The sequence below is a fragment of the Streptosporangium sp. NPDC002721 genome (assembly GCF_042888905.1).
Lineage (GTDB): Bacteria > Actinomycetota > Actinomycetes > Streptosporangiales > Streptosporangiaceae > Streptosporangium.
In genome coordinates, this window is sequence record NZ_JBIAQI010000001.1 from 253728 (window position 1) to 271840 (window position 18113).

At 72.2% G+C, this 18113-nt stretch carries 13 protein-coding genes; 9 read left to right on the top strand and 4 right to left on the bottom strand.

Annotated features, from left to right (window positions below; translation table 11 throughout):
• Positions 1 to 25 precede the first annotated feature (25 nt).
• From ACFYWM_RS01100 to ACFYWM_RS01130, 7 genes are all read left to right on the top strand, one after another.
• A complete protein-coding gene (locus ACFYWM_RS01100) occupies positions 26 to 1504 on the top strand; it encodes a glutamate synthase subunit beta (protein WP_389907064.1) in 1479 nt (492 codons plus the stop codon).
• A 457-nt stretch (positions 1505 to 1961) separates the two neighbouring features.
• Positions 1962 to 3746, top strand: a complete 1785-nt coding sequence (locus ACFYWM_RS01105; protein ID WP_389907066.1) for a S8 family serine peptidase — start codon at positions 1962 to 1964, stop codon at positions 3744 to 3746.
• A 301-nt stretch (positions 3747 to 4047) separates the two neighbouring features.
• Positions 4048 to 5478, top strand: a complete 1431-nt coding sequence (gene pyk / locus ACFYWM_RS01110) for a pyruvate kinase (RefSeq protein WP_389907068.1) — start codon at positions 4048 to 4050, stop codon at positions 5476 to 5478.
• Between the two features lie 194 nt (positions 5479 to 5672).
• Entirely contained in the window at positions 5673 to 6071 is a 399-nt protein-coding gene (locus ACFYWM_RS01115; RefSeq protein ID WP_389907070.1) for an acyl carrier protein, read from the top strand.
• Positions 6068 to 10861, top strand: coding sequence for an amino acid adenylation domain-containing protein (locus ACFYWM_RS01120; RefSeq protein WP_389907072.1), 4794 nt, complete (start codon positions 6068 to 6070; stop codon positions 10859 to 10861). Before ACFYWM_RS01115 ends, ACFYWM_RS01120 begins: the two co-directional genes overlap by 4 nt.
• Positions 10862 to 10910: 49 nt before the next feature.
• Positions 10911 to 11684, top strand: a complete 774-nt coding sequence (locus ACFYWM_RS01125) for a thioesterase II family protein (protein ID WP_389907074.1) — start codon at positions 10911 to 10913, stop codon at positions 11682 to 11684.
• Positions 11663 to 12700, top strand: coding sequence for an LLM class F420-dependent oxidoreductase (locus ACFYWM_RS01130; RefSeq protein WP_389907076.1), 1038 nt, complete (start codon positions 11663 to 11665; stop codon positions 12698 to 12700). Before ACFYWM_RS01125 ends, ACFYWM_RS01130 begins: the two co-directional genes overlap by 22 nt.
• A 186-nt stretch (positions 12701 to 12886) precedes the next feature.
• Here the strand turns inward: ACFYWM_RS01130 and ACFYWM_RS01135 are convergent, their stop codons facing one another.
• Positions 12887 to 13708, bottom strand: a complete 822-nt coding sequence (locus tag ACFYWM_RS01135; protein ID WP_389907078.1) for an SDR family NAD(P)-dependent oxidoreductase — start codon at positions 13706 to 13708, stop codon at positions 12887 to 12889.
• 117 nt (positions 13709 to 13825) lie between these two features.
• Here ACFYWM_RS01135 and ACFYWM_RS01140 point away from each other — a divergent pair, with 117 nt between their 5' ends.
• Positions 13826 to 14449 (top strand): TetR/AcrR family transcriptional regulator, encoded by a 624-nt coding sequence (locus ACFYWM_RS01140; RefSeq protein WP_389907080.1) that lies wholly within the window; start codon positions 13826 to 13828, stop codon positions 14447 to 14449.
• A 194-nt stretch (positions 14450 to 14643) separates the two neighbouring features.
• On the opposite strand, the gene ACFYWM_RS01145 is transcribed toward ACFYWM_RS01140, so the two are convergent.
• The 3 genes from ACFYWM_RS01145 to ACFYWM_RS01155 form a co-directional block, all read right to left on the bottom strand.
• Positions 14644 to 15126: a carboxymuconolactone decarboxylase family protein gene (locus ACFYWM_RS01145; RefSeq protein WP_389907082.1), complete on the bottom strand. Its 483-nt coding sequence runs from the start codon at positions 15124 to 15126 to the stop codon at positions 14644 to 14646.
• Positions 15127 to 15214: 88 nt separating this feature from the next.
• Positions 15215 to 15676, bottom strand: a complete 462-nt coding sequence (locus tag ACFYWM_RS01150; RefSeq protein ID WP_389907084.1) for a hypothetical protein — start codon at positions 15674 to 15676, stop codon at positions 15215 to 15217.
• Positions 15677 to 15685: 9 nt separating this feature from the next.
• Entirely contained in the window at positions 15686 to 16834 is a 1149-nt protein-coding gene (locus ACFYWM_RS01155) for a serine hydrolase domain-containing protein (RefSeq protein WP_389907086.1), read from the bottom strand.
• Between the two features lie 143 nt (positions 16835 to 16977).
• Here ACFYWM_RS01155 and sigJ point away from each other — a divergent pair, with 143 nt between their 5' ends.
• Positions 16978 to 17865: an RNA polymerase sigma factor SigJ gene (gene sigJ / locus ACFYWM_RS01160; protein WP_389907088.1), complete on the top strand. Its 888-nt coding sequence runs from the start codon at positions 16978 to 16980 to the stop codon at positions 17863 to 17865.
• Positions 17866 to 18113 lie beyond the last annotated feature (248 nt).

Here is an 18113-nt window from a genome sequence, read left to right on the forward strand (position 1 = left end):
TTCACGGATAAGGGAGGTACGACCGATGGCTGACCCCAAGGGTTTCCTCGCTCACGGACGCGAGCTGCCGGCGCGCCGCCCGGTGGACGTGCGCATCCGCGACTGGCGGGAGGTCTACGAGGACTTCCCCAAGCCCGCGCTGACCAAGCAGGCCGCGCGGTGCATGGACTGCGGCATCCCGTTCTGTCACAACGGCTGCCCGCTGGGCAACCTCATCCCCGAGTGGAACGACCTGGTCTACCGGGACGACTGGCGCGAGGCCATCGAGCGCCTGCACGCCACGAACAACTTCCCGGAGTTCACCGGCCGCCTGTGCCCGGCTCCGTGCGAGGCGGCGTGCGTGCTCGGCATCAACTCCGACCCGGTCGCGATCAAGCGGGTCGAGGTCGAGATCATCGACCGCGCCTTCGACGAGGGCTGGGTCACCCCCCAGATCCCCGCCTCGAAGACCGACCGCCGGGTCGCGGTCGTCGGCTCGGGCCCCGCGGGCCTGGCCGCCGCCCAGCAGCTCACCAGGGCCGGGCACGACGTGGTCGTGTTCGAGCGGGCCGACCGGATCGGCGGCCTGCTCCGCTACGGCATCCCCGAGTTCAAGATGGAGAAGCGGCACATCGACCGCCGCCTCGACCAGATGCGGGCCGAGGGCACCGAGTTCCGTACCGGCGTCAACGTCGGCGTGGACATCACGGCGGCGCGGCTGCGCGAGGAGTTCGACGCGGTCGTCCTGGCCGGTGGCGCGACCCAGTGGCGGGACCTGCCCGTCGCCGGGCGCGACCTGAAGGGCGTCTACCAGGCGATGGAGTACCTGCCGCCCTCCAACAAGGTCCAGGAGGGCGACTTCCCGGTCTCGCCGATCAGCGCCGAGGGCAAGCACGTCGTCGTGATCGGCGGCGGCGACACCGGCGCCGACTGCATCGGCACCGCGATCCGCCAGGGGGCCGCCTCGGTCACCCAGCTGGAGATCATGCCCCAGCCCCCGGCCGCCCGCCCCGGCAGCCAGCCGTGGCCCACGTTCCCCATCCTGTTCAAGATGGAGAGCGCCCACGAGGAGCTGGCCGACGGCGGCGGCGACCGGGTCTACGCGGTCTCCACCACCGAGTTCGTCGGTGACGCCGACGGCAACGTCCGGGCGCTGCGCCTGGTCGAGGTGGAGGGTCCCGCGGCCGGGTTCAAGCCGGTGCCCGGCTCCGAGCGGGAGATCCCGGCCGAGCTGGTCACGCTGTCGATGGGCTTCGTGGGCCCGGAGAAGAAGGGCCTGCTGGAGGAGCTCGCCGAGGTCGCCGGGGGCGAGTTCTTCGACGCCAGGGGCAACGTCGCCAGGGACAAGGGCTACATGTCCTCGATCGACGGCGTCTTCGTCGCCGGGGACGTGGGCCGCGGCCAGTCGCTGATCGTGTGGGCGATCGCCGAGGGCCGCTCGGCCGCCTCGGCCGCCGACCGCTACCTCACGGGCCGGACGGCCCTGCCGGTGGCGATCCCGCCGACGGCGCGGCCACTGGTCTGAGCGGTCGCGGGTCCGAGCGGTCGTCGGTTCAAGCGATCACCGGTCCGAGCGGTCGTCGGTCTGAACGGCCGCCGGTCTCGGTGGTCACGGGTTCCGGTGACCACCGGTCTGAGCGGTCGCCGGGCCGGGCCGTCGTCGGCTGATATGTCATGGCCGGTTTGGGTGTGTCATGGTTGATGCGTGCACACCCGGACCGGTTCACGCATGTCAGGGCCGGTTCGCGGGTGTCATGGCCGCCCAGGTCAGGCCGGGGCGGTCCGGCGGGAACGCGGCGGGTTCGAGCACATCACGGCCCTCCCTGGTGCGGCGCTGCCTGCCGCGTCCGGGAAACGTCCGGCGTGCCAGGTGTCTTAGCGGCGGCTTCAGGTAAAAATGCGCAGAGTGGGTGTTCAAATTGCTTTGTCGTACATATGCCTGAAAGATAATTCTTCTTGATCAGGCCAGGTGCGGAGGATCGATGAATCGCGGGATCAAAAGCCTGACGGGCACGGCGACGGTGCTCGCCCTGGCGGCGACCCTCACGGCGGGAGCCCTGGGCGGCGGGGCCACGACAGGTGCGGGGCAGACCCGCGAATACCTGGTCTTCTACGCGGACGGAGCCCATGACCGGGCGGTCGACGCGATCGTCGCGAGCGGCGGCACCGCCCTGTCGACCGACACCAGGATCGGCTACGTCCTCGCCGACGGTCCCGGCCCCCGTTTCGTGGAGAGCCTGGCCGGAAGCGACGCCGTCGAGGGGGTCTCCTCCGACCGCAGGATCGGTTCCGCCGCCGCGATCGCCCCCGCGACCGCGTCTACGACTGCCTCCGCGACCGCGTCCACGGTCAAGGCGCCTGCGAGCAGTACGCCCGGCGCCGAGAGCGCGTCCCAGGCCGGGAACCCGCTCGTCTTCCCCTCCGCCGACGCCCTCGGGCGGGCGGGCACCCCCAGCGCCCCCACGCCCTCCACCGGCGCGCCCGAGCCGCTGGCCGGACGGCAGTGGGACATGAAGATGATCGGCGCCACCGTGGAGGGCTCCTACGCCACCGAGCCCGGTGACAAGCGGGTGCTGGTCGGCGTCATCGACACCGGCGTCGACGGCAAGCACCCCGACATCGCGCCCAACTTCAACCGCGCGCTGAGCCGCAACTTCGTGACCGACCGGCCCAAGGACCCCAACGGCAAGACCCTCGACGGGCCCTGCGAGTTCAAGAGCTGCAAGGACCCGGTCGACTGGGACGACGACGGCCACGGCACCCACGTGGCCAGCACCATCGCCTCGCCGCTCAACGGCGTGGGCATCGCCGGGGTCGCCCCCCAGGTGTCCCTGGTGAACCTGCGCGCGGGCCAGGACTCCGGCCTGTTCTTCCTCAAGCCCAGCATCGAGGCGCTCACCTACGCCGCCGACGCCGGGATCGACGTGGTCAACATGAGTTTCTACGTCGACCCCTGGCTGTTCAACTGCAAGGCCAACCCCGCCGACTCCAAGGCCGAGCAGCTGGAGCAGCGCGGCATCATCACCGGCATGCAGCGCGCCCTCGACTACGCCCGCAAGCGCGGCGTCACGCTCATCAGCGCCATCGGCAACGGCGCCACCGACCTCGGCAGGCCCACCAAGGACGCGACCAGCCCCGACTACCCCAAGGACGCCGAGCGCACCCGCAAGGTCGACAACTCCTGCCTCAACGTCCCGGCCGAGTCCAAGGGCGTCATCTCGGTCACCTCGGTGGGCCAGAGCGGGCGCAAGGCCTACTACTCCGACTACGGCGTCGAGCAGGCCGACCTCGCGGCCCCCGGCGGGGACGAGTTCGACGGCGGCGGCACGTACGACCCCGCCAGGGGCATCCTGGCCGCCGCGCCGGAGAACGCGCTCAAGGCCAAGGGGCAGCTCTCCGCCGACGGCACGCCGAAGTCCGAGTCGATCGTCCGGGAGTGCGACGGCGGCACCTGCGCCTACTACCAGTACCTCGTCGGCACCTCCATGGCCGCCCCGCACGCCACCGGCGTCGCCGCCATCCTGATCAGCCGCTTCGGCAAGCCGGGCAAGGGCGGTCTCGCGCTGCCCCCCGCGGACGTCCAGCGCCTGCTGTACTCCACCGCCACCGAGAAGGCCTGCCCCACGCCGCGCGAGTACGCGTACAAGATCGACCTCGTGGTGGACGAGGTCCACAAGTGCGAGGGTTCCAAGACGCACAACGGCTTCTACGGCAACGGCGTCATCAACGCCGGGAACGCCGCCAAGGCCGCGTCCCTCAGCCCCTGAGGGCACCGCCCGTTCCCGAAGGACGTCGGCCCGGTGAGATTTGTGAGGTTGCTCTCCATGGCGGAGATCACCCTCGGCGCGCCCCGCCGGTCCGGTCGTGGAGAGGCCGTCCGCGACCGACCGGCCCGGGCACGCTCTTCCCAAGGAGCCCGGCATCGTATGGCATATGCCCTCATGGGGTGACATAAGGGGCGATTCGCAACCTCCCGTTCATCCGAGGTAGCTTTGTGTCACCGAATTTTTCATCGGCGCTATGACCAACGTCACGACCAAGTGGTCTGTACCAATTAGGGTGGGATCCGTGACTCGTCGCGCGAAAATCGTCTGCACTCTCGGCCCTGCCACCTCCTCTCCCGAACGCCTCCGCGAACTGATCGCGGCCGGGATGGACGTGGCCCGTTTCAACCTCAGCCACGGCAGCCACGAGCTGCACAAGGAGGTTTACGACAGGGTGAGGGAGGCCGCCGCCGAGCTAGGGCGTGGTGTGGGTCTGCTGGCCGACCTCCAGGGTCCCAAGATCCGGGTCGGCAAGTTCGGTGAGGGCCCCGTCCGCCTCGGCTTCGGTGACGTCTTCACGATCACCACTGAGGAGGTCCCCGGCGACCGTGACCAGGTCTCCACCTCCTACCTGGGCCTTCCCAAGGACGTCAACCCCGGTGACAGCATCCTGGTCGACGACGGCCGCGTCCGGCTGGAGGTGACCCGGGTCGACGGCCAGCGGGTCACCACCCGCGTGATCATCGGCGGCATGATCTCCGACAACAAGGGCCTCAACCTGCCGGGCGTCAACGTCAGCGCCCCCGTCCTCACCGACAAGGACGAGACCGACCTGCGCTGGGCCCTGCGCACCGGCTTCGACCTGGTCGCCCTCTCCTTCGTCAGGCGTCCCTCCGACGCCGACGTGGTGCGCAACATCATGGAGCAGGAGGGCATCCGCCTCCCGCTGCTCGCCAAGATCGAGAAGCCGCAGGCCGTGGAGCGGCTCCCGGAGATCATCGAGGCCTTCGACGGCATCATGGTCGCCCGCGGTGACCTCGGGGTCGAGCTGCCCCTGGAGGAGGTGCCCATCGTGCAGAAGCGCGCCATCGAGCTCTGCCGCGAGAAGGCCCGCCCGGTCATCGTCGCCACCCAGATGCTGGAGTCGATGATCACCTCCCCGCGTCCCACCCGCGCCGAGGCCTCCGACGTCGCCTACGCCGTCATGGACGGCGCCGACGCGGTCATGCTCTCCGGCGAGACCTCGGTCGGCAACTACCCCATCGAGGTCGTCGAGACGATGAGCCGCATCGCCACGACCGCGGAGAAGAGCTCCCTGCAGGCCACGCACAGCCTCGACCGGCTGCCGGAGACCACCGGCGGCGCCATCGCCCGCGCCGCGGCCGAGGTCGGCGCCATCGTCGGCGCGAAGGCGCTGGTGGCGTTCACCATGTCCGGTGAGACGGCCCGCCGCCTGGCCCGCTACCGCTCGCCGATCCCGCTGCTGGCGTTCACCTCCGCCAGCCACGTCCGCAACCAGCTCGCGCTGACCTGGGGCGTGGAGACCTTCGAGGTGCCGTTCGTCCACCACACCGACGACATGGTCCGTCAGGTGGAGGCCTCGCTGCTCGCCAACTCCCGCCTGGAGAAGGGTGACAAGGTCGTCATCGTCGCCGGTTCGCCTCCCGGCACCGCGGGTTCCACCAACGCCCTGCGCGTGCACACCATCGGCGCGGCGGTCTCCAACCCCGGCTGATCCCGCTCGATCGTGTACGGCCACCGCCTCGGCGGTGGCCGTACGTGTTTCCGGTGGCTTTCGCGTTGCTACCGATTCAAAAAAGCCGAAAAATACGCTCTTGTCGTGTCCGAATAGGTGTCAGAGGATCGGTGCATGGCGTGCCCGGACGGGGCTCGTCTCATAAACCGGACAAATCCAACGAAAGGCGCCGGATGATCCAGGGCAGTCGGCCGGTGGGAGCGGAACGGCAACGCGAGGAGGTCGAGAGGCGACCTCCGGGCCCATCGGGCCAGCGCGTGTCGGCCGCCGACACGGTCGCGGAGATGATCGAGGCCCGCCTGGGCCGGCCGGTCGACCCCGACGAGAACTTCTTCGAGGCCGGGCTCAACTCGATGGCACTGGTCGAGCTGCACGCGGACATCACGGGGGTGCTCGGCATCGACATCCCGGTCACCTCGATGTTCACCCGGCCGAACGTGCGGGCGCTCAGCCGCCTCGTCGAGGGAGCGCAGGAACCCGTCAGGAGCGAGCCCGCGCGACTGCGTCCCGTCGGGGGCAGCCGCAGGGACGTGCGCGCCCGCATCCGCCGGGGCGGCGGGGCGCCTCGGTGACCGATACCGCGTCGATCGCCGTGATCGGCATGGGCCCGCGTGCCCAGCTCTCCCCTCCCGGTGCCGTCCTGGAGGAGATCGTCGAAAGGGCGCTGGAGAACGCCGGGCACGACCCCGCGCGTTCCCCGGGCCTGTACACCCGGTACGAGTCGGCCGAGGCCGCCTGTCTCGCCCTCGCGATCGGTGACTGCGACCTCGCGAGCACGGTCACGGGACCGAGCCTCGACGCTCTCGCGGCACGGGGCACCACGATCGTGCTCAAGCGCCTGGACGACGCCCTCCTCGACGGCGACCTCGTGAGCGCCGTGATCGAGGCAGTGATCGAATCCCCGCCCGGCGCGTCTCCCGCCCGCGTCGTTCCCAGCAGGACCGTTTCCACCAGGACCGTTCCCGTCGGCACCGTTCCCGCCCGCAGTGGGCGCGGTGGTCCGCGCGGAGGTGGCCCGGCCGCGCGCCTGCGGGAACCGCTGAGGGTGAAGGAGGGTTTCCCGCCGGTCCACCTCCCGGGGGACTCCCGGCCTCGCGTCGTCGCCTGGTCGGGACGCACGCCGGAGGAGGCCGACGCCGTACGGGAGAGCCTGGCGGGGTTCTTCGCCACCCTCGGCGCCGACCGGTTCGCCGACGCCGTGGCCGTCCTCCAGCTGGGCCGCCCCCAGCGTCCCGTACGGGGCGCGGTCGTGGCCGCCGGCCCCGCCGAGGCGTCCGCGGCCCTCGCCGAGGCCGCCTCACCCGAAGGGACGGCGCTCAGGTACGAGCCGCCTTTCACGGGGGCGGCAGGGGAGGTGAGGTTCGTCTTCCCCTCCGGGGGCGCCGGGCGGCTGGGGGCCTCGCTGTACGGGGCCGAGCGGCTGTTCAGCGAGGTGATGGACGTCTGCCTGGAGGGTTTCGAGCGGCACGGCGTCGACCTCTACGACGCCTGGCTCGCCGGGGAGCGTGACGACGACCCGGTGACGTTCGCGGTGACCTACTCCCTGGCGGCGACCTTCACCGAATGGGGCGTCACCCCCCGGGGTTGTACGGGAGAGGGTGTCGGCGAGCTCGTCGCGGCGGCCTTCTCCGGAACGCTGGAACTGGACGAGGCGATCGCCCGCGTCGCCGCCTCCGTCGTCGACGCTGCTGTCGCGGTGCACGAGCAGGTGCCGGAGCGTGCGGCCGGGCAGGTGCCCGGACAGGTGCCCGAACCGGTGACGGACGACGCGATGGCGGTGTCCGAGCCGGTGCCGGACGACCTGACGGTGCCCGAGCCGGTACCGGCCGACATCGCGGCGCCCGAGCCGGTGCCCGGCCATGAAACGTTCCACGAGCCGGAGGCTCCTCGCGAGGCGGTCCCGGAGCAGGGGACCTCGCCCCTGGCGGGAACCGGACCGGGGACCACCGGCGCGGGAGACACGATCTCCCTCCTGATCGGGACGGCGCGGACGCCTTCCCCGGACGAGGGGACGATCGACTGCGGGGACGACCGCGAGGGTCCGCTGGCGGCACTCGCCCGGCTGTGGACGCTCGGCTGCCCGGTGGACTGGGCGGCCCTCGACCCCGACCATCCCCTGCAGCGCCTGCCCGTCCCGGGAGGGCACCGCCCCGCCCCGGCGCCGGCTTCTGTTCCGGTTTCCGTGCCGGTTTCCGTGCCGGTTTCCGTGCCGGCTTCCGCGTTACGGGAGCGGGACGGCGAGAGCGAGGGCGCGAGCGCGTCGCGGGTCCCGGAGGGACTGCCCGAGCCCGCCGAGCCGCTCCGCAGGCCCGGGGCGGTCCCGTACTCGTTCTGGGTGCTGGAGCAGCTCGCCGGGTCGAGCGGGGTGTCCAACCTGGCGGTGGCGTTCAGGACCCGCGAGCCGCTGCGCAGGCTCCCGCTGCAGATCGCGGTGAACCGGCTGCTCAAGCGGCATCCGGCACTGCGCCTGCGGTTCCCCGTGGTGGACGGCGCGCCCGTGCGGCACCTCACCGCCCCGCAGGACGCGCAGATCAAGCTGGCGAACGGGACGACCACCGAGGAGACGCTCGTCCCCGACCTCCAGGGGTTCCTGGACGAGCCCTTCGACCTGGGCCGCGACCTGCTCTTCCGGGCCGGGCACTTCGCGCTGCCCGACGGCGGCGGGAGCGTGGTCTGCCTGGTGGCCCACCACATCGTCATCGACGCCACCTCGATGCAGTTCCTCGTCGAGGAGCTGGGCGGCCTCTACGACGCGCAGACGAGCCAGGAGCCGCTTCCCGCGGCGCTCTCCGGCGTCGCGCCCATGCTGGAGCCGGGGGAGGCGTCGCGGGAGTCGCTGGACTACTGGCTCGAACGGCTCGCGGACGTCGACCCGGCCGCGATGGTGCTCCCCGGCAGCAGGCCGTCGCCCGCCCGGCCCACCTTCGCCGGGCACACCTGCTCCTGGGAGGTGGACGCGGACACGCGGCGGGCGCTCGACACGCTGCGGACCGGCCTGCGTACCACCGACAACATCGTGCTGGCCGCCGCGTTCATGCTCACCCTGCGCGCCCACGGCGCCGGTCCCGAGCTGGTGGCCGCGATGCCGGTCACCACCAGGACGGCCGCGATGCGCGGCCACGTCGGCTACGGCGTCAGCACCCTGCCGATGCGGGTGCGCGCCGACCCGGACGAGGGCTTCGCCGCCCTGGTCAGGCGGGTCGAGGACGTCTTCTTCGCGGGGGTCGAGCACGCGGACGCCTCGGTGGAGGCGGTACTGGTCGAGCGCGGGCACGGCACCGGCGACTGGCGGGTGCCGCTGTTCCGGCACATGTTCAACTACCGGCCGTGGACCGACGACCAGGTCAGCATCCTGGGCTCCGTACCCGAGTACGTCGAGGACCTGTTCGACCGCAGCCGCCTGGACCTGCAGTGCATCGCGGTGCAGGAGCCCGGCAGGCTCACGCTCAGGGTCTGGCACAGCACGGAGGTCCACGACGAGGCCGAGATCGCCGCGTTCGTCGCGCGGATGACCGCGCTGCTGCGGCGGGCCGCCGAGGACGCGCACCGGCCGCAGCGGAAGCTGGACTCCCTCTCCACGGCCGACCGGGAGCTGCTCGACCGGCTCAACGACACCGCGCGGGCCTGGGAGGGCCCGGCCACACTGCTGGAACGGATCGCCGCCCGCGAGGCTCGTACCAGTACGGCGATCCGCGACGGCGATCGGGAGGTCACCTACGGCGAGCTGCTCGCCTGGGCGGCCGCCGTCAGGGACACCCTCGTCTCGCACGGCACCGGTCCCGGTGACATCGTGGCGCTCGGGCTGAGCCGGTCGGCGGAGATGGTCGCCGCGGTGCTCGGCGTCTGGGCGGCCGGGGCCGCCTACCTGCCGCTGGACCCGCGCCAGCCCGAGCTGCGCCTCGCCTACCAGGTGGAGGACTGCGGGGCCCGCCTGGTCGTCGCCGACTCTGAGGCCCCCTGGGCGGGGGAGGTCCCCGTACTCCCCATGCCGCAGGCCCCCCGGGCCGGTGGTGGCGCATTGGATCCGGCCGGGATCGCCGCGACGGTGACCAAGGAGTCGATCGCTTATGTGATCTACACCTCGGGGTCCACCGGCAGGCCCAAGGGGGTGGCCGTCACCCACGGCAACCTGGCCAACCTCGTCCTCGACTTCGCCGACCGGCTCGGCGCGGGCGCGGGCGACGCGGTGCTGTGGTCCACCACGACCTCCTTCGACATCTCGGCCCTGGAGCTGATGCTCCCGCTCACCGTCGGAGGCACCCTGGTCGTCGCCTCCGACGACGACCAGCTCCAGCCGCGCAGGTTCCTGGAACTCATCGCGGCACGGGACGTACGCGTCGTGCAGGCCACCCCGACGGCCTGGCGGCTCATCGCCCCCGAGGCGCGCGACGAGCTGGCCGGGCGCGTCGTGCTCTGCGGCGGGGAGCCCATGCCGGCCGCGCTCGCCACGGACCTGCTGGACCTGGGCTGCCGGTTGTTCAACGTCTACGGGCCGACCGAGACGACCATCTGGTCCACCGCCGCCGAGATCCTCGGCCCTCCGGGCGACCCGGTGCCGATCGGGGTGCCGCTCGCCAACACCCGGATCTTCGTCAGGGACGCCGACGGTCGCGAGGCCCCGCCGGGCGTACCCGGTGAGCTATGCGTGGCGGGCGACGGGGTGAGCGCCGGGTACGTCAACCGGCCCGAGCTCACCGCCGAGCGGTTCGGCGAGCACCCCCGCCACGGGCGCTTCTACCGGACCGGGGACATGGCCAGGCTCAGGCACGACGCGGCCCTGGAGCTGCTGGGCCGCGACGACCGGCAGATCAAGCTGCGCGGCCACCGCATCGAGCTGGGCGAGATCGAGGCGGTGCTGCACCACCACGACGCCGTCAAGGTCGCGGCCGTCATCGTCCACGACGAGCGGCTGGTGGCGTTCGTGCAGCCCACGGACCTGCCCGACGGGGAGAGCGGGACCGCGCTGCGCGAGGAGCTGTGGCGGTACGCGGGGACGCGGCTGCCGGACTACGCGGTCCCCTCGGGGATCGTGCTGGCCGACGAGTTCCCGACGACCGCCAACGGCAAGATCGACTATCGGGGGCTGACCGTACCCGAGGACGAGTCCTCGCCCGCCTCCCGTGCCCCGGCGAGCTCGGAGCTGGCCGAGGGGGTGCTGCGGCTCTGGCGGGAGGCGCTGCGCCGCCCGGGGCTCGGCGAGCACGACAACTTCTTCCTCAACGGGGGACACTCGGTGCTCGCCGTACGGCTGATCGCCCCGCTGGAGGACCTCGCGGGCCGGGCGATCGACGTCCGCGCGGTCTTCGACCATCCCACCCCGGCCGAACTGGCCGCCTTCATCCAGGAAGGGGCGGGCTCTTGACTCCCTTCCCGGAATTCGCGCCTGACGTCCCCACGCTGGAAGGACCCAGATGACCGCGCCGTGGTTCGTACCGGTGGGGGAGCGGCCCGGGGGCCGGATCCGCCTGTACACCTTCCCCAACGCGGGCAGCGGCCCCGCCTCGCTCACCGACCTGGCCGAGCGGTTCCCCGACGAGGTCGGCGTGTGGGCGGTGAACCTCCCCGGCCGCCAGGCCAGGCTGGCCGAGCCGCCGGTCGAGGACCTCGACGCGCTCGTCGACGACCTGGCCCGCGACCTGCTGGCGAACGCCCGCGAGCCGTACGCGCTGTTCGGCTACTGCAGCGGCGCGCTGCTCGCCTACCTGGTCTGCCGCCGCCTGACCGAACTCGCCCCGGCGTCACCCGGAGCCGGGGGGCGGTTGCCGGAACGGCTCCTGGTGGGGTCCTTCGCCGCGCCGGACGTCACGCTCCTGCTGCGCAGGCTGCCGTCCCTGCCGTCGTGGCTGTTCTGGGACCAGCTGATCGAGCTGGGCGGGGTCCCGGCGGAGGTGGCCGAGCGCGAGGTGCTGCGGCCGATCCTCGAACCCGCGCTCCGCGCCGACTTCGGGATGCTCGCCCGGTACCGGCACCGGCAGGGGCCGCCGCTGCCCGTGCCCGTCACCGTTTTGTACGGCAGCCGCGACGGCTCCATGTCGCGCGGCGGGCTGCTCGGCTGGCGCAGGCAGAGCGTTTCACGGCCGTCGATGCGCGAGCTCGACGCCTCACACTGGCTGGCCGAGGAGACCCCCGACCTGCTCGCCGCCGTCATCGCAGAGGAGATCGGATGCGTCTCGGTTACAGCATGAGCTACTGGGGCGGCGCCGGGCTCGGGCCCGCCGACCACCTCGCCCTGGTCCGCGAGGCCGAGCGGCTGGGCTACGAGTCGGTGTGGGCCGCCGAGACGTACGGCACCGACCCGGCGAGCCTGATGGCGTGGATCGCCGGACAGACCGAGCGGATCGCGCTGGGCACCGGGGTGCTGCAGATGTCGGGCCGCAAGCCCGTGGTGGCGGCGATGACGGCCGCCACCATCGACCAGGTCTCCGGCGGCCGGGCCCGGCTGGGCGTGGGCGTGTCGGGGCCGCAGGTCGTGGAGGGCTGGCACGGGGAGCGCTTCGACCGGCCGGTGGCCCGCGCCCGCGACTACCTGTCGGTGCTGCGGCTCGCCCTGGCCGGGCGCCCGGTGAGCTACTCGGGTGCGACCATGACGCTGCCGCTCCCCGGCGGGCAGGGCAAGGAGCTGTCCCTGGGCGTCTCCCCGGTCCAGAAGCACCTTCCCGTCTATCTCGGCGCGATGGGCCCGGAGACGACCGCGCTCGCCGGGGAACTGGCCGACGGCTGGCTCGCGATCCACTTCCCGCCCGAGCACCTGGCCGAGCGCACGGCCCAGCTGCGCGCGGGCGCGGCACGGGCGGGCCGGTCGCTGGACGGCTTCGACGTCGCGCCGATGATCCTCACCCTCGTCGACGAGGACGAGGAACTGGCCTTCGACATGATGCGTCCCATGCTCGCCCTCTATCTGGGCGGCATGGGCTCGCGCCGTACCAACTTCTACAACCGCCTGGCCCGCTCCCTGGGCTTCGAGAAGGAGGCGGAGGCGATCCAGGAGGCGTTCCTGGCCGGGCGCCAGGGCGAGGCGATGTCGCTGCTCCCCGACGGCCTGGTCGACGCGATGACGATGTGCGGGCCCCCCGGCAAACTCCGCGAACGCGTCGCCGCCTACCGCGAGGCGGGCGCCACCACCCTGGTCGTCGGCCTGGTCACCCCGACGCTCCGGCTCCGGATGGAACAACTGGAACTGGTGGCGGACCTGGTCGGCTGAGCCGCCGGTTCCCCGGCGCCCGCGTCAACAGGGGCGGGCGCCGGGGACTCGGCGGAGACGACACCCCGGCCGAGGTCGCCGAGCGCTGACCGCACGCCGGACCGCTGCCGGGCGCGCTGGAACGTGGACCTGGTGGCCGGGAGCGCCCGGCAGCGGGCCGAGGTCGCGACGCCGGGATCGGGGCGGTCAGCCCGGGGCGGTGCGGCTGAGGTGCTCCCAGGATCGATAGAGATCCGCTTGGGCCCGGCCCATCTCCAGGACGTGATCGAAGGACTGGCTGCCGACTATCAGCCGCCGGGGCGGGTTCGGCAGTGCCACCAGCCGCATGATGACCGGGGCGGCGGTGTCCGGCTCCGGGGCGAGGTCGTCGCCCCACATCGCCTCCATCTCGGTGCGCAGGGACTGATACCGCGCCAGGGGTTCGGTGGTCGTGGTGCCGGTGGTGAACAGGCCGGTGTTGTAGCCGCCCATCTGCACGATGGTGACCTTGACGCCGAACCCTTCGACCTCCATCGCCAGGGCCTCGCTGACCGAGTCCAGCGCGGCCTTGCCCGCCCCGTAGAAGCCGACGGTGGCCATGCCGCCGCCGCTGCCCATCGAGGTGACCTGGAGGAGTCGTCCCCCGCCTTGGGCGCGCAGGTGGGGAAGGACCGCCTGGGCCACCCACACGGCGCCGAAGAAGTTCACATCCATATGGGCCCGGATCTGCTCCTCCGTGGCCTCCTCCACCATGCCGTAGAGCATCCCGCCGGCGTTGTTGACGACGACGTCCAGCCTGCCGAACGCGGCTGCCGCCCGCCTCACCCCGTCGAACACGCCCTGGCGGTCGGCGACGTCCAACGGAAGCGGGACCAGGTGGCCGGGGTGCTTCTCGGCCAGTTCCTCCAGGGGGCCGACGTCACGGGCGGCGGCCACCACCCGGTCGCCGCCCGCCAGGGCGGCCTCGGCGAAGGCCCTGCCCAGGCCGCGGGACGCGCCGGTGATGAGCCAAACTCTCGCATGCTCCACGGGGCCTCACTCTCAGTAAAGGAAACGGTCCGTCTCGATTCTTTTCGACTCTAGGGCATCGTCCTGGCCCATAGCAATACGGATCGTCTCGTTTCGGTGTGCGGCTAGACTGGGCGCATGTCCACCGAGAAGGGGCCGGACCACTCCCGGCGCAAGGAACGGTCCCGGCAGGCGATCCTCGCGGCCACCCGCGCCCTGGTCGCGGAGGAGGCGTACGAGAAGGTCACGGTCGAGGCCATCGCCGCCCGTGCCGGCGTCGGCAAGCAGACGATCTACCGGCGGTGGCCCTCGAAGAGCGCGGTCGTCTTCGCGGCCCTTCTGGCTCTGAGTGAGGACGCGGACGGGCAGTCGCTCGCGCTGCCCGACACGGGGGAGGTCAACACCGACCTCAAGCTCGTCATGCGGGCCACGGCCGAGGAGTTCGCCGACCCGTCCTTCGACAGGATGATCCGCGCCCTCAACGCCGAGATCGCCAACGATGCCGCCCTTGCGGCCGAGTACCGCGAGAAGCTGGCCCAGCCGCTGGAAGAGGCGAAGAAGGCGCGCCTGCGCAGCGCCCAGGAGGCCGGCCAGCTCGACCCCGACGCCGACCTCGACCTGGCCCTCGAAATGCTCTACGCCCCCCTCTTCCAGCGGTGGCTGCACCGCAGCGGTCCGCTGACCGCCGCATACGCCGACTCGCTTGTCGACGCGACCCTCAGAGCCTTCGGTCCCCGGACGGGAGTCGAGAGCCCGAAGTAGCTCTCGGTGACCACCTGCGTCCGGCACCGCGCGGGCATGATGCGTTTCTCCTCGGCATGCCGGTGTGCCGGACGAGCCTGGGCCCGACGTGGGGGCGGCCGAGCCCGAGCGGGTCTCGGCTGGGCCCGGCCCTGACCTGACCCCGCCCAGGGTGAGGTAGGGGGTGCCGTGTCCTCACCCTGGGCGTCCGGGCGTCACGGCCTCCACTGCTCCGCCGGTGACACACCCGGCAGCGGCTTGCCGACGAGGGCCAGGGGGAGGAAGAAGCAGACCTGGCCGATGGCCATGACGAGCGTGGCGAGCGCCTTGTCGTCGTACTGCTCGCCGGCCCGGGCGTACAGCTCGTCGGGGACGCGCTCGCCGGACGGGTTCGCGGTGAGCACGGATTCGACCAGTTCCAGGGCGATGCGCTCGGCGTCGGTGAAGTAGGGCGCGTCCCGCCAGGAGGCCACGGCGGTGATGCTTTCCTCGGTGGCGCCGGCCCTGCGGAGGTTGCCGGTGTGCAGGACGGTCAGGTACGTGCTGCCGGCGATCTGACCGGCGCGCAGCTGGACCAGGCCGATGGTGGTCTGCGGGATCGTGCCGTTCCCGGTCGCCTTGTACAGGGCGCCGCCGATGTCCTTGAGCTCGGGGACGAGCACGGCGGGGTTGGGCAGGCGTGACTCGGTGGTGGTCATGGTGCGGGTTTCCCTTCTGGGTTTCTACGGTGGATCACTGCTCTGACGGATCGCGAGGGGCGAAGGTGACCGGTGAGGCGATTCGCTCTCATCCGGGCGTGCCGCCGAGGACTCGCGGCGCGGGCTCGGCGTCCCGGCTCGTGGGCCGGGGGCGCAGGAGGAGGACGACGGTCAGGATCGCGGCCGGGTACGAACCGCCCGCGCCGAGCATGCCGGCGGTGTGGCCACCGGTGAGCGCGTCGTGCGAGGGCGCCCCCTGCGGCCGGCTCGCGGTGGCGCTGACCGCGCCCTCGGCCAGGACGGCCAGGCCGAGGGCGCCGCCGATCCGCTGGCTGGTGTTGACCAGGCCGGAGGCGATGCCCGAGTCGCGTGGCGCCACGCCCTGGACGCCGCCGATGGTGGCGGCGACGAGGCCGATGCCCAGGCCGATGCCCAGGCCGATGCCCAGGCCGATGCCGCCGGCGAGCTGCGCGGGCAGCGCCGGCAGGGCGTTCTGGTCAGGGAACAGCAGGCTGAACCAGCTCATCGCCGCGGCGTCGATCGAGGTCATGTCGGCTCCTCAGGAGGCGGTGACGGCGCGGTGAACCGCGGCGGCGAGCCGGTCGTGTTCGGGGTAGGACCAGCCGAACCCGAAACGGCGCCGCGTGTAGCCGAAGGCGACACCGGTACGGGGGTCGGCGAAGGCCTCCGAGCCCGCCGAGCCGTCGTGGCCGAACGCGTTCGCGCTGAGGAACCTGTACCGCAGGCCCTTGGCCTGGAACCCGAGCGCGTAGTTGCCCTGCTCGCCGCGGACCAGGTCGGCGCCGGTGGAGTGCAGTTGGGCGAACTCGGCGACGGTGTCCGGCCTGAGCAGCGGAGGGCGTCCGCCGAGGCCCCAGACGGCCGCCGCGTACAGCCCCGCCAGGCCGCGCGCGCTGCCCACCCCGCCGGCCGACGCCTGGCCGTTGGCGCGGACGGCGCGGGTGTTGGCGAAGGCCACCTGGTCCAGCGGCGGCGTGCTGTTGAGCCCGTAGCCGATGCCGAGAATGCTGTGCGGGCCCGGCACGTCCGACCAGAACCCGGCCTCCTGCTCCGGCGTCGCGGTCCACCGCCGGATCGGCCGGAACCGCTCCTCCTCGGCCTCGGGCAGCCCCAGGAACAGCTCCAGCTCGTACGGGATCCGGATGCGCTCGTCGTAGACCTGCTGGAGCGACCGCCCGGTCACCCGCCGGATCACCTCGTTCACCGGCGCGAACGAGACGAACCCGCCATAGCCGTAGGCCGCACCCGGCTTCCAGTACGGCCGCTGCCCGGCCAGGCGACGCGCGATCACCGCGTCGTCGGCCAGCTCGGCCGCCGACAGCCCCCCGTCGACGCCGATGACGCCGGAGCGGTGCGTCAGCACGTCCCGCAGCGTGATCGCGCCCTTGCCGGCGGCGGCGAACTCCGGCCAGTGCCGGGCCACCGGCTCGTCCAGGTCGAGAATCCCCTCCTGCGTCAGCAGTGCCGTCACCAGCGTCGAGGCGCCCTTGGTGGAGGAGTAAACTCCGGTCAGCGTGTCGCCGCTCACCTCGTCCCCGGCCCACAGGTCGACCACCTGCCGGCCGTGCACGTGGACGGCGAGCTGGGAGCCGCCCTGGCCGTCCTGCTCGGCCACCTCGGCGGCGAACGCCTCGCGTACCCGCTCGAAGCCGTCCGCGACCGTTCCGTGGACATCCGTCGTGCTCATCGCCGGTAACCCTTTGTGAGTGAGTGTCGGTCGCCGGTATGACGGACGGTCCGGAGGGAAGGTGACCGGGTGTGTTCGCGGTCACCTTCCGCCGGTTTGATACGTCAGCTGTCTGACGTGGCTGAGATGAGAGGAATGCGACTGTGACACCCCATGACCTTCTGGCTGACCGGTTCCAGGCACACCGCCCGCACCTGAAGGCGGTCGCCTACCGCATGCTCGGCTCGCTGAGCGAGGCCGAGGACGCGGTCCAGGAGGCGTGGCTGCGGCTCGCGCGCTCGGACTCCGGTGACATCGGCAACCTGGGCGGCTGGCTGACCACCGTGGTCGGCCGGGTCTGCCTGGACATGCTCCGCACCCGTAAGGCCCGGCGCGAGGAGTCGCTGCAGGACCGCCTGCCCGATCCGGTGATCAACCGCGCGGACGCCGTCGACCCGGAGCAGGAGGTGCTGCTGGCCGACTCGGTGGGGCTGGCGCTGCTGGTCGTGCTGGAGTCCCTGACCCCGGCCGAACGGCTGGCGTTCGTGCTCCATGACATGTTCGGTCTGCCGTTCGAGCAGATCGCGCCCATCGTGGACCGCACCCCGGTGGCGGCGAAGAAGCTCGCCAGCCGCGCCCGCCTGCGCGTCCGCGGCGCGGCCCCGAACCCCGACCCCGACCTGGCCGATCAGCGCCGGGTGGTGGACGCGTTCCTGGCCGCCGCACGTGGCGGCGACTTCGACGCGCTGCTGGCCATCCTCGACCCCGACGTGGTGCTGCGCGCCGACGGCGGGACGCTCACCGGTGGCATGAAGGTCATCCGTGGCGTGGCGGCCGTGGCCGGACAGCTCGCCACCTTCCAGCGCATGGCCACCGGCACCGCCACCCACCCCGCGCTCGTCAACGGCCTCGCCGGCCTGGTCAACACCATCGACGACCAGGTGTTCTCCGTCATGAACTTCACCGTCGCCGACGGCAGGATCGCCACGATCGACATCCTGTCCGACCCCGACCGGCTGGCTCGGCTCAACCTCATCCACCTGGAGCCGTGATGCCCTGGGCGGAGGGCGTTCCACAGGTGAGAAGATCTCCACCCGCGCCCCCACCGGCCGAAGCGGAACGAAACGTCGGCCGTCGGCGGAACCGGCTCGCTCGCCGGCCGCTCCCCGGCAGCCGGGCCAGCCACGTACGGCCTGACCAAGCAGGGCGCCGGGGCCTTGAAGAGGCTCGTGCGTGGCCGGGGGAGATCGGCGGTTAGGTGGATGTAACAGCTGGGCGCGGGCATCTGTGACGTCCGCGT

Bases quoted from the DNA above. Each gene is read 5' to 3' on its own strand.
- ACFYWM_RS01115 (WP_389907070.1), top strand. From the start codon at position 5,673: ATGATCCAGGGCAGTCGGCCGGTGGGAGCGGAACGGCAACGCGAGGAG.
- ACFYWM_RS01140 (WP_389907080.1), top strand. From the start codon at position 13,826: ATGTCCACCGAGAAGGGGCCGGACCACTCCCGGCGCAAGGAACGGTCC.
- ACFYWM_RS01150 (WP_389907084.1), bottom strand. From the start codon at position 15,676: ATGACCTCGATCGACGCCGCGGCGATGAGCTGGTTCAGCCTGCTGTTC.
- ACFYWM_RS01105 (WP_389907066.1), top strand. From the start codon at position 1,962: ATGAATCGCGGGATCAAAAGCCTGACGGGCACGGCGACGGTGCTCGCC.
- ACFYWM_RS01155 (WP_389907086.1), bottom strand. From the start codon at position 16,834: ATGAGCACGACGGATGTCCACGGAACGGTCGCGGACGGCTTCGAGCGG.
- ACFYWM_RS01125 (WP_389907074.1), top strand. From the start codon at position 10,911: ATGACCGCGCCGTGGTTCGTACCGGTGGGGGAGCGGCCCGGGGGCCGG.
- ACFYWM_RS01130 (WP_389907076.1), top strand. From the start codon at position 11,663: ATGCGTCTCGGTTACAGCATGAGCTACTGGGGCGGCGCCGGGCTCGGG.
- ACFYWM_RS01100 (WP_389907064.1), top strand. From the start codon at position 26: ATGGCTGACCCCAAGGGTTTCCTCGCTCACGGACGCGAGCTGCCGGCG.
- ACFYWM_RS01145 (WP_389907082.1), bottom strand. From the start codon at position 15,126: ATGACCACCACCGAGTCACGCCTGCCCAACCCCGCCGTGCTCGTCCCC.